Source organism: Kitasatospora sp. NPDC038210 (assembly GCF_055600605.1).
Genome location: NZ_JBVJYK010000015.1, coordinates 205,438 through 219,144, shown reverse-complemented (window position 1 = coordinate 219,144; position 13,707 = coordinate 205,438). Strand labels below are relative to the sequence as shown.

10 protein-coding genes and 1 other RNA gene are annotated in these 13,707 nt (G+C 74.4%); 9 read left to right on the top strand and 2 right to left on the bottom strand.

Features of this window, described 5'->3' with window-relative positions:
• Positions 1-180 precede the first annotated feature (180 nt).
• Positions 181-1,029: a hypothetical protein gene (locus ACZ7KX_RS28770; RefSeq protein ID WP_470328986.1), complete on the top strand. Its 849-nt coding sequence runs from the start codon at positions 181-183 to the stop codon at positions 1,027-1,029.
• A 147-nt stretch (positions 1,030-1,176) separates the two neighbouring features.
• Here ACZ7KX_RS28770 and ACZ7KX_RS28765 read toward each other — a convergent pair whose 3' ends face one another.
• A complete protein-coding gene (locus ACZ7KX_RS28765) occupies positions 1,177-4,032 on the bottom strand; it encodes an FtsK/SpoIIIE domain-containing protein (RefSeq protein ID WP_470328985.1) in 2,856 nt (951 codons plus the stop codon).
• Positions 4,033-4,443: 411 nt separating this feature from the next.
• Here ACZ7KX_RS28765 and ACZ7KX_RS28760 point away from each other — a divergent pair, with 411 nt between their 5' ends.
• The 3 genes from ACZ7KX_RS28760 (at position 4,444) to prfB (ending at position 9,012) form a co-directional block, all read left to right on the top strand.
• The gene (locus tag ACZ7KX_RS28760; RefSeq protein WP_470328984.1) at positions 4,444-6,306 is read left to right on the top strand and encodes a serine/threonine-protein kinase; all 1,863 of its coding nucleotides are present in this window, start codon (positions 4,444-4,446) and stop codon (positions 6,304-6,306) included.
• 278 nt (positions 6,307-6,584) lie between these two features.
• Complete coding sequence (locus tag ACZ7KX_RS28755; RefSeq protein WP_470328983.1) at positions 6,585-7,838, top strand: serine/threonine-protein kinase; 1,254 nt, start codon at positions 6,585-6,587, stop codon at positions 7,836-7,838.
• 58 nt (positions 7,839-7,896) lie between these two features.
• Positions 7,897-9,012 carry a peptide chain release factor 2 gene (gene prfB / locus ACZ7KX_RS28750; RefSeq protein ID WP_470328982.1) on the top strand — a complete coding sequence of 372 codons (1,116 nt, stop codon included), beginning with the start codon at positions 7,897-7,899 and terminating at the stop codon, positions 9,010-9,012.
• 164 nt (positions 9,013-9,176) lie between these two features.
• On the opposite strand, the gene ACZ7KX_RS28745 is transcribed toward prfB, so the two are convergent.
• Positions 9,177-9,371: a hypothetical protein gene (locus ACZ7KX_RS28745; protein ID WP_350521765.1), complete on the bottom strand. Its 195-nt coding sequence runs from the start codon at positions 9,369-9,371 to the stop codon at positions 9,177-9,179.
• 350 nt (positions 9,372-9,721) lie between these two features.
• Here ACZ7KX_RS28745 and ftsE point away from each other — a divergent pair, with 350 nt between their 5' ends.
• The 5 genes from ftsE (at position 9,722) to ssrA (ending at position 13,658) form a co-directional block, all read left to right on the top strand.
• Complete coding sequence (gene ftsE / locus ACZ7KX_RS28740) at positions 9,722-10,411, top strand: cell division ATP-binding protein FtsE (RefSeq protein WP_030059730.1); 690 nt, start codon at positions 9,722-9,724, stop codon at positions 10,409-10,411.
• A 78-nt stretch (positions 10,412-10,489) separates the two neighbouring features.
• Entirely contained in the window at positions 10,490-11,401 is a 912-nt protein-coding gene (gene ftsX, locus ACZ7KX_RS28735; RefSeq protein WP_350521766.1) for a permease-like cell division protein FtsX, read from the top strand.
• A 111-nt stretch (positions 11,402-11,512) separates the two neighbouring features.
• A complete protein-coding gene (locus ACZ7KX_RS28730; protein WP_470328981.1) occupies positions 11,513-12,649 on the top strand; it encodes a S41 family peptidase in 1,137 nt (378 codons plus the stop codon).
• 64 nt (positions 12,650-12,713) lie between these two features.
• Positions 12,714-13,190, top strand: coding sequence for an SsrA-binding protein SmpB (smpB, locus tag ACZ7KX_RS28725; RefSeq protein WP_396550530.1), 477 nt, complete (start codon positions 12,714-12,716; stop codon positions 13,188-13,190).
• 86 nt (positions 13,191-13,276) lie between these two features.
• Positions 13,277-13,658: a transfer-messenger RNA gene (gene ssrA / locus ACZ7KX_RS28720) on the top strand.
• The last annotated feature ends 49 nt before the right edge of the window (positions 13,659-13,707 follow it).

Sequence of the window (13,707 nt, the reverse complement as noted above, 5' to 3'; positions counted from 1 at the left end):
CGTCCACGGACGCGGGCCCTTCCGCGTGTCCGGACACCCTTGCGCGGCCCGGGCCCCGCGCCGTGCGCCCCGACCCCCACCGCTTGCGCGGCCGCCCCCGCGACCCCCGGAAACCGGTTGTGGATCACGGGTGGCCCTTCGCTACGGTGATCCTCGAACAACCAAGTGGGGGTAAAGGACATGGGGAAGAACCGGGCCTCGGTCCGCGCGGTCGGCGTGGGCATCTCGGTGGCGCTGCTGGTCGCCGGAGCGGCCGCCTGCTCGTCCGACGACAAGGAGAAGGACCCGGCCAAGGCCGACACCGCGGCGACGGCCCAGCCGGGCGCGTCCTCGGCGGCGCCCACGCCCAAGGGGCCGGAGGCCTTCACGGCGGCCGGCTACCGCGGCCTGAAGCCGGGCATCGCGAAGGACGCGGGTCTGGCCACCGGAGCGCTGGAGGCCGCGCCCGTCTCGCTGCTCGACGGCTGCACGGACTTCGTCTACAAGGGCGGCCCGGCGCCGGACCAGGCCCGGATGACCGCGGAGGCGGCCACCGAGGCCCGCTACAAGGACCTCAACGCCAAGGCGGACGCGGCCGCCGGCAAGGCGCCCGCCCCCGGGGGCACCGTGCCGCCGAACGCCTCCGCGAAGGACGCGGCGGCCGCCGCCGCCGGTTCGGCCGCCGTGGCCAAGGACTCGGCCGCCACCGCCAAGCTGATGGCGGACGCCACGCAGTCCATCGTCGACATGATGGTCGCCCGGGAGACCAAGGAGAAGGCGTACCTGGCCACCGGCCGGGTCTCCTTCGCCGCGGCCGGCCTGCGCGAGCTGGTCGCCCCGGCGGAGGCGAAGACGGCCGAGGGCATCGGCGCCGGCACCACCCTGGAGGCCCTGCAGGCGGCGTACGGCGCCAAGGGCCTCCAGCAGGCCAAGAACGGGAAGTACGTGTTCCCGGTGGAGGGTCAGCAGGGCTGGCAGTACGAGTTCACCATGGCGGACGGCAAGGTCGCGGGGATGGCCGTGGTGAACCGCGACCTGAAGTGCGTCTGACCGGTCCGACCGGCTGACCGGCCGCGGAGGGCCCCGGCGAACCATCCGGTTCGCCGGGGCCCTCCGTCGTCCGGCCGGGGCTGTCCGTCGGGGAGGCCCGCCGCCGGATCCGGCGGGGCCGACGCCGCGCGGCGGGCCGCCGTCGGATCAGCGCTGCGCGGCGGCGCGCTGGAGGGCGCTGGCGAGCAGGGCGAGGTCGGTGGGACCGTTGCCGAGTTCGCGGACCGGCCGACGGGCGGGCGGGGCGCCGAGCTGGAGCGGGTCGATCGCGACCACGGTCGGGCGCAGGGTGGCGGTGCGCGGGATGCGGCCGCTGATCCGGGCGGTCTGGAAGGCGGTGACGCCGCCGTCCGGCAGCCGCAGGTACCCGCGGCCGGGAGTGTCCTCGGGGAGGGCGGCGGCGTCGCCGAGGTGGATCAGCAGGTCGGAGTCGGCCGGGTCGTCGGTGCGCAGCGCGATCCGCAGCAGGGCGGCCTCGTCCACCTCGGTTCCGGCGCTCTCCTCCGGGCGGCCGGTGGCGACGGCGAGGTGGACGCCGAGCGGGCCACCGCGGCGGGCGATGCCGGCGAGCGCGCGGGCGAGCGGCCGGCCGGCCGGGGAGGTGGGCGAGAGCAGGGCGTCGTAGTCGTCCACGACGACGACCAGCCGGGCCGGGACGGGCGAGGAGGGGGCGGGCGGCGCGGGGGTGCCCGGCCGGGGGCCGTCCGCGCTGCGCGGCGCGATGATCCGGGGCGCCGAGGCGGCCGCGGCTCCGACGGTGGCGGGCACCGGCACCTGCGGATGGTCCGCCGGCTGCTCGTCCATGCCGTGCCGGCCGTGCTGGCCGTCCAGGATCCGTGCGGCGTGCCAGGACGCGAAGTCCAGGCCGTCGAACAGCCGCTCCCGCAGGGCGAGTTCGTCCTCCAGCGCCTCGGCCGCGAGGAGTGCGGCGCGCGGGTCGGTGGCCGCGTTCACCAGGCCGATGACGTGCGGCAGCTCGGTGCAGCCGTCCAGGCCGTCCTCGGTGGCCCGGCCCTCGACGATCGTGACGGTCAGCCGCTCGGGGCGCTCGGAGACGGCGAGCGAGGCGATCAGGGTGCGCAGCAGCTCGGTCTTGCCGGAGCCGCGGCCGCCGCCGATCAGCAGGTGCGGGCCACCGGGGTCGGGGGAGGGGAGGGCGAGCTCGGGGTCGGCCAGGTCGAGCGTGCACAGCTCGTCCCGGGTGGTGCCGAGCAGCGCGGTGGCGGCGCCGATGCCGCCCGCGTGCGCGGCCCAGCGGGCGGACAGCTTGGCCGGGGTGACGGTGTCGAGCTGCAGCAGGTCGAGCAGGCGCAGCGCGTCGGGCAGCGGGCCCCGGGCGGCCGGGGTGGCCTCGCGCAAGGGGGCGAGGACGCGGGCCAGTCGTTCGGCCCAGGCGTCGGAGACGGCGTCCAGCGAGACCTCGTGCAGGGTCTCGCGGCCGCGGGCGACGGGGCGGTCGAGCGAGAGCTGGGTGCCGACCTCGCCGGTGATCAGGGCGGTGGCGCCGAGGCCCCGGGGGAGCAGTTCGGGCTGCTCGGCGAGGCAGATCGGGAAGATGCCGACCGCCGGGCCCTGGCGCAGCAGCAGGTCGAGCGCGTGCCGGGCGGTCTCGGTGGCCGGTCGGCCGTCCACCACGACCACCGTGGCGGGGTGGCCGCCGAGGCCGCTGGGGCCGCTGAGCCGGGCGGTGAGCTCGGTCAGCCGGGCGGTGGCCTGTTCGTCGTCGAGGCCGAGCAGCAGGCGGCAGTCCTGGCCGTCGGCCGGGCGCAGGTGGGGCAGCCACAGGGCCCAGGCCCAGGTGTCGGCGCGTTCCTCGGGGGCGCGGGTCGGGTCGGCGTCGACCACGACCAGGCTCAGGCCGGTGGGCGGGTGCAGTGCGGCGAGCTGGGCGACGACGCCGCGGGTGAGCGCGTCCAGGCGTTCGCGCGGGCCGCAGAGGCCGAGGCTGCCAGCGGTCTGCAGGTCGAGGGTGACCGGGACGGCGGGCAGCAGGGTGCCGGGCGTGGTGCCGGGGCCGCCGGGGCGGTCGGCGGTGCCCAGGCGCAGGGTGAGCGCGTCGGGGTGGCCGGGGCCGCGCTCCCACAGCCGGGGGCCGGGGCCGACGGCACCGAGCAGCAGGGCGGCGAGGTCGGGCCAGCGTTCGCGCTGGGCGGCGGTCTGGCGCAGCCGTACGGCGGCGTGGTGGCGTTCGGCGCTCTCCTGGCCGGGTGGTTCGGCGGTGCGGCCGGGCAGCAGGGAGAACAGGCCGCGGCCGCGGCCGGGGGCGGGCTCGGGGGCGGCGGGCGGTTCGGCCGCCGGCGGCGCGGGCCGGACCGGGCCCGGCGCGGCGAGCTGGAGGTGGCCGTGGCCGTCGGGCAGGGCGGCGCGGACGGCCGCGGCGGCGTCGGCCGGGTCGGGGGCCGTCACCTGGAGGGTCGACTCGCCGATCCGCAGCAGGGCGCCGGGTTCCAGCGGGACGGCGGCCTCGGGCGGGCCGGGCGGGACGAGCCGGCCGTCCAGGGTGGTGCCGTTGGTGGAGCCGAGGTCGCGCACGGAGACCCGGCCGTCCTCGGTGAGGTGCAGCGCGAGGTGCAGCCGGGAGACGTCCGGGTCGTCGAGCGGGACGTCGGCCTCACCGGAACGGCCGATCCGGATCTCCCGGCCGTGCAGCCGGTGCACGCCGCCGGCGTCCGGTCCGCCGACCACGCGCAGTTCGGCGACGGCGGGGGTGTCGTCGGAGTCGTCGGCGGTCGGGTCGGGCTCGTTGAGGCTGAGGACGGCTCCGTCGAGCAGCGGGGGGTGGCCGAGCAGGGTGTGCTCGTCCACCCGGTGCGCCCCGGCGTACAGGTGCACATGGGTGGCGGCCCGCGGTCCGCGCACGCCGACCGCGCCGGCGAGGGCGCCCGCGATGGCGCCGAGCGCGGTGCCGACGGGAGCGGTGACCAGCACGTCCACGTAGGGGATGGCGGAGCCGGCGGCGGTCGGGCCGCTGCGCGGTCGGAGGACGGTCAGCCGGATCTGCATCTCGCCCGCGGGTCCCTTCTGCTGGTGTGAAGCCTGGTACCCCGGCGCCGTCGCGGACGCACCGGGCGGCCGCGGCGACCCCATTGGGCCACACGAGTGGCGAGTGTCCATCCTGCCATCCGGCACGGACGGTCCGCGCACGGTACCGGATTTGACGATCTTGCGATCATCGCCATGGTGGAGGCGACGGTGGGTCAGGTCAACCGCCCCCCTCGCGGCTCCCGGGCAGGCCCGCCGACCGGCTCCGGGCACTCCCCTAGGGGATGTCCCCCAACCCTGCTCGGATGCCCTGCCGGTCACCCCGAAAACCCGAACGGACACCGTTAGAGTGGCCGCAGACACGGGCCCGGCAGGCTCACCGCACCGGCGGAGGAGCGCCCCGCGCGGGCGGCACGGCGAGGAGTGCGACAGGTGCGGCCAGTCGGCAGCAAGTATCTGCTGGATGAGACCCTCGGACGGGGTGCGACCGGCACCGTCTGGCGCGGCGTGGTGCGCGACGACGTCCAGGTGCCGGGCAGCGAGCCCGGGCAGCGCGTGGCGATCAAGGTGCTGCGCGAGGAGCTGGCGGCCGACCCCGACGTCGTGATGCGCTTCCTGCGCGAGCGCTCGCTGCTGCTGCGGCTGTCCCACCCCAACATCGTGCGGGTCCGCGACCTGGTCGTCGAGGGCGAGCTGCTGGCCCTGGTGATGGACCTCGTGGAGGGCCCCGACCTGGCCCGCTACCTGCGCGCCAACGGCCCGTTCAGCCCGATCGCGGGCGCCCTGCTGATGGCCCAGGTGGCGGACGCGCTGGCGGCCAGCCACGCCGACGGCATCGTCCACCGCGACCTCAAGCCGGCCAACGTGCTGCTCGCCTCCACCGTGGTGGACGGCGTCGAGCGGATGCACCCGCTGCTCACCGACTTCGGCATCGCCCGCCTCGCCGACTCCCCGGGCGTCACCCGCACCCACGAGTTCGTCGGCACCCCCGCGTACGTCGCGCCGGAGTCCGCCGAGGGCCGCCCGCAGACCTCCGCGGTGGACGTGTACGGCGCCGGGATCATGCTGTACGAGCTGGTCACCGGACGCCAGCCGTTCCAGGGCGACGGCGCGCTCGCGGTCCTCCAGGCCCACCTGGCGCAGGAGCCGCAGCGGCCCAGCACCATGCCCGAGCCGCTCTGGACGGTGATCGAGCGCTGCCTGCGCAAGGACCCGGCCCAGCGGCCCGGCGCCACCTCGCTGGCCCGCGCCCTGCGGGTGGTCGCCGCCGGTGTCGGCGTGCACGCCTCGCCGGCGGCGGTGGACGAGGCGCTGGCCGTCGCCGCCCTGCTGCAGCCCGACCCGCAGCCCACCGTCGTCCCCGGGACCGTCCCGGCCGTTCCGGCGGGTCCGCCCGGCACCGACGACCGGACCCAGGTGCTGCCGCCGACCGCCCCCGGCGCCCCGCACTACGACCCGGCCGCGGCGACCCGGGTGATGGGCACCCAGCAGCCGCCCGCGCCCCCGTACGGCGCCCCCGACCGCACCCGGGTGATGCCGCCCGTCGCCGTGCCGCCGCCCCCGCCCACCGCGCCCCCCGGCCCGCAGGAGGAGGCGCCGCACCCGTGGCAGACCCAGCTGCGCGCGGCGCGGGACCGCAACCAGCAGACCGAGGTCGGGTACTTCGGCCCGGAGGACTACGAGGAGTACGGCGAGCCGCAGGTCGCCCCGCCGCCCTACCAGGCCGGACACGGGGGGCAGCCCGGCCGGGGAGCACCGGGCCGTCCGCCGCAGGGGCAGCCGCCGGCCGGCTACCGGCAGGCCCCGCCGCCGCCCGGCTACGCGCAGCGCCCGCCGGTGGCCCCGCCGCCCTACCAGGCCCGGCCGGGGGGTCAGGACCCCCAGGGCGGACGCCAGGGCCGGCAGCCGCAGGCCCAGCCGCCCGGCGGCAACCGGCAGGCCCCGGCCGGGTACGGCCGGCCGCAGGGCGGCTACCCGCCGCCGCCCGCCCCGGCGGCGCGCCGGTCCGAGCCGCCCGCGCCGCAGTACCGGGAGGCGCCGCCGCGCCGCGAGGAGCCGCCGCGCGAGCCCGCCCGCCGCGAGCCCGCGCCGGCCCGCGAGCGGCGCCCGCGCAGCCGCAACCGGATGTACATCCCGGGGCTCGGCTGCCTCAAGGGCTGCCTGATGGTGCTGCTGGTGCTGGCCGTGGCCGCGCTGGCGCTGTGGAACTTCACCCCGCTGCCGCACTACTGGGACAACGCCGTGGGCTGGTTCGACTCGGCGCGGGACTGGGTGAACAGCGTCTTCGGCAAGTAGCGCCGCCGGGGCCCGGTCGGGGAGCCCGGAACGACCCGCTTCGGGCCGGTTCGGGCTGCGGACCGGGCCATGGCGGACCGTTCCGGGCCTCCGAACCCGTGCCGGACGGCAAGATTGACGCTTTGTCGACAATTCACGAGATTTCCCGCCCGAGACTCCCGCTCCGGGCCCCTCAGGCGGCCCCCGCGGGGCCTCCGGGCGCGTAGGTTGGTCGCTGTTGTCCCGCCCCACCGAGCGAACCGGACCCCCGGAGCGCTCCCGCCGCCCACGGAGCAGCATTGGCACGCAAGATCGGCAGCCGGTACACCGTCCACCAGGTGATCGGCCGGGGTTCGGCCGGGACGGTCTGGCTCGGTGAGGGGCCCGACGGCCCGGTGGCGGTCAAGCTGCTGCGCGAGGACCTCGCCTCCGACCAGGTGCTGGTCGGCCGCTTCGTCCAGGAGCGCACCGCGCTGACCAGCCTCGACCACCCCCGGGTGGTCGGCGTGCGCGACATGGTCGTGGACGGCAGCGACCTCGCCCTGGTGATGGAGCTGGTCCAGGGCACCGACCTGCGCTCCCGGCTGGAACGGGACAGCGCGCTGCCCCCGCAGACCGCCGCCTCGATCATCGCCGACGTCGCCGACGGCCTGGCCGCCGCGCACGCGGCCGGGATCGTCCACCGCGACGTCAAGCCGGAGAACGTCCTGCTCGACCTCGCCGCCGCCCCCGGCCCCGGCGGCGCCCCGCGCGCCAAGCTGACCGACTTCGGCGTGGCCCGCCTGGTCGACGCCCCGCGCCGCACCCGCGCCACCCGGATCATCGGCACCCCCGACTACCTCGCCCCCGAGATCATCGAGGGCCTGGAGCCGCGCGCCGCCGTCGACATCTACGCCCTCGCCACCGTCCTCTACGAGCTGCTGGCCGGCTTCACCCCGTTCGGCGGCGGCCACACCGGCGCGGTGCTGCGCCGGCACGTCACCGAGCAGGTGCCGCCGATCCCCGGCCTGCCGGACGGGCTCTGGCGGATCATCTCCGAGTGCCTGGCCAAGGCCCCCGCCTCCCGGCTGCGGGCCGCTGAGCTGGCCGCCCGGCTGCGCGAGCAGTTGCCGTCGCTCGCCGGCCTGCCGGTGATCGCCCTGCCAGCCCAGGGCCGCGCCCCGGCCGAGGAGCAGCTGACCCCCGGCGAGGCGGTCTACGCCGAGGCCGACACCGGCCCGGGCCTGCACAAGCGCCGCCGCGGCCCGGCCGTCCCGCTGGTCCCCGGCGCCGCCCCGGACTCCACCCGGGACACCCACACCAGCCTGCGCCGCCCGTCCGCGGAGGAGCTGGCCGCGTACGCCGCCGAGTCCCGGGCCCAGCGCACCGCCCCGGGGCACCGCCGGGACCGCCAGGCCCTGCTGCGCCGCCGCCGGCTGCTGGCCGTCCTGCTGGCCACCGTCCTGCTGCTGGCGGGCGCCGCCGCGGCCTGGACGGCCTTCGCGGCCACCGGGGCGGACGGCGGCCGGCCGGCCCGTCCGGTCGTCCACAGCACCGCCCCGCGGGCGCCCTGACCGCGGTGGGAACGGGGGTGTCGTCATGACCACCCCCGGAACCATTACCCTGGGGGGCGTGGCAGCCGTCGATCCTTCCGAAGAGCTCAAGAACCTCGATACGACCATGGGGTCGATCGAGGCCGTCCTCGACCTGGACAAGATCCGGGCCGACATCGCGGTCCTGGAGGAGGAGGCAGCCGCCCCCACCCTGTGGGACGACGTCGCGAACGCGCAGAAGGTGACCAGCCGGCTCTCCTTCCTCCAGGGCGAACTGCGCCGCGTCGAGGGCCTCCGCGGCCGCATCGACGACCTCGGCGTGCTGTTCGAGCTGGCCGAGGCCGAGGACGACGCGGACACCCGCGCCGAGGCCGAGGTGGAGCTCGTCGCCCTCCAGAAGGCGGTCGAGGAGCTGGAGGTCCGCACCCTCCTGTCCGGCGAGTACGACGCCCGCGAGGCGCTGATCAACATCCGTGCCGAGGCCGGTGGCGTGGACGCCGCCGACTTCGCCGAGCAGCTGATGCGCATGTACCTGCGCTGGGCCGAGCGGCACGGGTACCCCACCGAGGTGTACGACACCTCGTACGCCGAAGAGGCCGGCATCAAGTCCGCGACCTTCACCGTGAAGGCGCCGTACGCCTACGGCACCCTCTCGGTCGAGCAGGGCACCCACCGCCTGGTCCGCATCTCGCCGTTCGACAACCAGGGCCGCCGGCAGACCTCCTTCGCCGGCGTCGAGGTGCTCCCGGTCGTCGAGCAGTCCGACCACGTCGACATCGACGAGGGCGACCTGCGCGTGGACGTCTACCGCGCCTCCGGCCCCGGCGGCCAGGGCGTCAACACCACCGACTCGGCGGTGCGCATCACGCACATCCCGACCGGCATCGTGGTCTCCTGCCAGAACGAGCGCTCGCAGATCCAGAACAAGGCGTCCGCGATGAACGTCCTCCAGGCCAAGCTGCTGGAGCGGCGCCGCCAGGAGGAGAAGGCGGCGATGGACGCGCTCAAGGACAGCGGCAGCTCCTGGGGCAACCAGATGCGCTCCTACGTCCTGCACCCGTACCAGATGGTCAAGGACGTCCGCACCGCGTACGAGGCCGGCAACCCGCAGGCCGTGCTGGACGGCGACATCGACGGCTTCATCGAGGCCGGGATCCGCTGGCGCAAGCAGCGCGAGACGTCGACCGAGGCGTGAGCAGGTCGGCCTCGATGACGACCGAGCACGGCATCGAGGCCGGTGTCCGCCGGCGCGAGCAGCGCGGGACCGGCGCCGGGTAGCGCGCCGGGCACACGGCAGAACACAGAGCGAAGGGCCCCCGACCGCAGCGGTCGGGGGCCCTTCGTCGTCGGTCGACGGAATCAGGCCAGCGCCTGCCGGGCGATCAGCGCCACCGCGAGCAGCCCGGCCACCAGGGCCAGCAGCAGCGCGGGGGAGAGCGCGGCGAACGGCCCCTGCTGCTCCTGCAGCCGGGCCCGGTTGGCGCGGCACACCGGGCAACGCCCGTCGCTGACGCGGCCGTTGCAGTTGGCGCACACCAGATGGTCGCAGGTCATGCGATCTCCTCCTCGCTGCTTACTGCAAACGCACCGGACGGGGCTTTGGTTCCATTTCTTGCCCTGTACGGGGGAGCGGCCGGTCACGGTCGCCACCTCCACTCTGCCAGGTTCCGGCGGTTCCGGCTCCCGGGCTGTGAGATGCCTCGCAATATTCGGGGCATAAACGGACATTCTCCCGCAGATTCCGGGAGCTGTCACGGGCTGCCCCTGCGGGCCGGTCGCCGATTCGCGTATGGTCCCAGACCGGGAGCCGCCCTCTGCGCTCCTTTCGCCCGCGCCCGGACCGGGCCCCCGGGGCGGACCGACCGAGGACTGGCGCCGCCTAGGATGGCCTCCGTGATGCAGCCGTGATCAGATTCGACAACGTCTCCAAGACCTATCCCAAGCAGAACCGTCCCGCCCTGGACAACGTCTCGCTGGAGATCGAGAAGGGCGAGTTCGTCTTCCTGGTCGGCTCGTCCGGCTCGGGCAAGTCCACCTTCCTGCGCCTGTGCCTGCGCGAGGAGCGGCCCAGTACCGGCGCGGTGCACGTGCTGGGCAAGGACCTGGGCAAGCTGTCCAACTGGAAGGTGCCGCACATGCGCCGCCAGCTGGGCACCGTCTTCCAGGACTTCCGCCTGCTCCCCAACAAGACGGTCGCGCAGAACGTCGCCTTCGCCCTGGAGGTCATCGGCAAGCCCAAGAGCGCCATCAACAAGGTGGTGCCCGAGGTGCTGGAGCTGGTCGGCCTCGGCGGCAAGGAGGACCGCATGCCGGGCGAGCTCTCCGGTGGTGAGCAGCAGCGCGTGGCGATCGCCCGCGCCTTCGTGAACCGCCCGATGCTGCTGATCGCGGACGAGCCCACCGGAAACCTCGACCCGCAGAACTCGGTCGGCATCATGAAGCTGCTCGACCGCATCAACCGCACCGGCACCACGGTGCTGATGGCCACCCACGACCAGGCGATCGTCGACCAGATGCGCAAGCGCGTCATCGAGCTCGACAAGGGGCTGCTCGTCCGCGACCAGGCCCGCGGCGTCTACGGGTACCAGCACTGACCCACCAGCGCTGACCCCGTAGGGCCGCCGGCCCGAACCGCCCGACCCAGAGCAGTACCGACCCTGGAGTTGTTCCGCATGCGTGCCCAGTTCGTCCTGTCGGAGATCGGTGTGGGTCTCCGACGCAACCTGACGATGACCATCGCGGTCGTCGTCAGCGTCGCGCTCTCCCTCGCCCTCGCCGGTTCCTCGCTCCTGGTCCGCGACCAGGTGAACAGCATGAAGGGGTACTGGTACGACAAGGTCGAGGTGAGCATCTACTTCTGCACGAAGGCGGATGCCCGCAACTCGCCCCAGTGCGACAAGGGCGCGGCCACCGACCAGCAGGTCCAGGACATCAAGGACCAGCTGGACAAGATGACCTCGGTGGTCCAGTCCTCCACGTACGAGAGCTCGCCCGAGGCGTACAAGCACTGGAAGGAGATGAACCCGGACAACCCGCTCATCTCCGTCCTGGGCCCGGACGCCATGCCGCAGTCCTGGCGGGTCAAGCTCAACGACCCGACCAAGTACGACGTGATCCAGAGCGCCTTCGCCGGCAAGCCGGGCGTGAAGTCGGTCGAGGACCAGCGCAAGATCCTGGAGAACCTGTTCGGCCTGCTCAACGGCCTGCAGACGGCGGCCTTCGTGATCATGGTGCTGATGCTCTTCGTGGCCCTGCTGCTGATCGTCAACACCGTCCGGGTGTCGGCGTACAGCAGGCGGCGCGAGACCGGCATCATGCGCCTGGTCGGTGCCTCGAACTTCTACGTCCAGATGCCGTTCATCGCCGAGGCCGCGTTCGCCGCGCTGCTCGGAGCGGCGATGGCCTCCGGGCTGCTGATCGGCGGCCACTTCTTCGTCCAGAACTGGCTGGCCGACCGGGTGCAGTTCATCCACTTCATCGGCCTCGGCTCGGTGCTCGCGGTGATACCGCTGCTGGTCGTGGTGGGCATGGGCATGGCCGGCGTGGCGGCGTTCTTCACGCTGCGCAAGTACCTCAAGGTCTGATCCCGGACGCCTCGGCGGCCCCGGACGGCACTGCGCCGTCCGGGGCCGCCGTCGTTCCGCGCTCCCCGTTCCGGCCCGTCGCGCGCGGCACGGTGTCTACACTCCGATGCCATGCTGCAAACTCCGCGCAGGGCACGTCAGGTGGCCGCCCTCAGCCTGGTGTTCGGTGCCGTCCTGCTGGTCGGCGCGGCCACCGGAGCCTGGGGCGACCCGAGCGACCTGCCGCGCCCCTCCGTCGACGCCGCCCGGGCCGCGGGCGGCGGGCTCCCGGCGGACCCGGCCGGCAGCACGCTGTCCGAGCAGCAGGCCGAGCACCTGCTCGGGGCCAGCGGCGACCGCTGGGGCGCGTACTACAGCGCGCAGGAGTACGCCGAGTTCAGCCAGGGCCTGGACGGCCGGTACCTGGGCGTCGGCCTGTCGGTGGGCCGCGGCGAGGACGGCGTGACCGAGGTCTCCCAGGTCGCGCCCGAGGGCCCGGCCGCCGCGGCCGGGATCGCGCCCGGCGACCGGCTGCTGCGGGTCGGCCAGGACCAGGCCGACCACCTGCCGGTCACCGAGGTGGTAGCGCGGCTGCGCGGCCAGGGCGGCGAGCGCAGGGCCGGTTCCGAGGTCACCCTGGAGGTCCGGCGCGGCGGGGGCGAGGTGCGCGAACTGCGGCTGCGGCGCGCCCTGCTGGACAGTCAGCAGGTCGCCGCCGAGCACCTGGACGAGGGCGTCCTGCGGATCACCGTGCGGGCCTTCACCAACGGCGTGGCCGATCGGGTGCGCGCCGCGCTGCGCACCCCGCACACCGGCGTGGTGCTCGATCTGCGCGGGAACTCCGGCGGGTTGGTCGACGAGGCCGCCGGAACGGCCGGGATCTTCCTGGACGGCGGCCCGGTCGGCTCGTACCAGGAGCGCGGCGGGACCAGGGAGTTGACCGCCCCGCGCGGTGGCGACCAGCGCACCCCGCTGGTGGTGCTGGTGGACGGCGGCACGATGAGCGCCGCCGAACTGCTCGCCGGCGCTTTCCAGGACCGCAGCCGCGCCGTGGTGGTGGGCGCGCGGACCTTCGGCAAGGGCACCGTGCAGCAGCCCAGCCGGCTCGCCGACGGCGCGGTGCTGGAGATGACCGTCGGCCGCTACTTCACCCCGGCCGGCCGCTCCCTCGACGGCACCGGCCTGACCCCCGACGTCCCGGCGGCCACCGGCGAGGACGCCGACGCGCTCGCCCTGCGCGTCCTCGCGGGGCTCGGCACCCGGGCCTGAGCGCCGGAACCCGCGGCTAAAGCAGCTGCCCGATCCCGCCCCGAAGTGCGAGAATGACCGCGCTATGGCAAAGGAAACCGGACACAAGCTGATCGCGCAGAACAAGAAGGCGCGGCACGAGTACACGATCCTCGACACCTACGAGTGCGGCCTCGTACTCACCGGCACCGAGGTCAAGTCGCTGCGCGAGGGGCGGGCCAACCTGGTCGACGGCTACGCCTACATCCAGAACCACGAGGCGTGGATCGACAACGTCTTCATCCCCGAGTACACCCAGGGGACGTGGACCAACCACGCGGCCCGGCGCAAGCGCAAGCTGCTGCTGCACAAGCTGGAGATCCGCAAGATCGAGACCAAGGTCCGCGACGCGGGCCACACCCTGATCCCGCTGTCGCTGTACTTCAAGGACGGCCGGGTCAAGCTGGAGCTCGCGCTCGCCGTCGGCAAGAAGCTGTACGACAAGCGCCAGACGCTCCGCGAGAAGCAGGACACCCGCGAGACGGCCCGCGCGGTGGCGGCGGCGCGGCGGCGCCAGGGTTAATCCGCTGGACCCTCGCCCGTCGCCTCGCGTACTATGGCGCAAGCAACACGGACGGTCACCGTCCGAGCTGTTTCTCAAAAAAACATGGGGATGATCGGTTTCGACAGGGGATGTTGAAACAGGGGAAGCGAGCCGAGGAACGCGGCAATGATCTCGTAAACCACGTGTCGCAAAAAAATAATCGCCAACTCTAAGCGCGATTCCCAGCAGTTCGCTCTCGCTGCCTAATAAGCACCGATAGCGCTTGGGTGTCAGACCGGGGAGTTCCCGACCCGGACCCTGGCATAATCTAGGGAACTCAACCGTCCACCCGGGCTGCGGGGGTGGACGGGAAATCAAACAGCAGCTGGGCCTGTTGGCGGCTTGTCCGCGTGACCGCCAGGGCCGAGAAAATCACAGCGGACTGCGCTCGGAGAAGCCCTGAATTAACTCCACTGGACCCGGGTTCGATTCCCGGCATCTCCACCACCCCATGTTCACACCGAAGGCCGTCCACCGCTCCGCGGAGGGCGGCCTT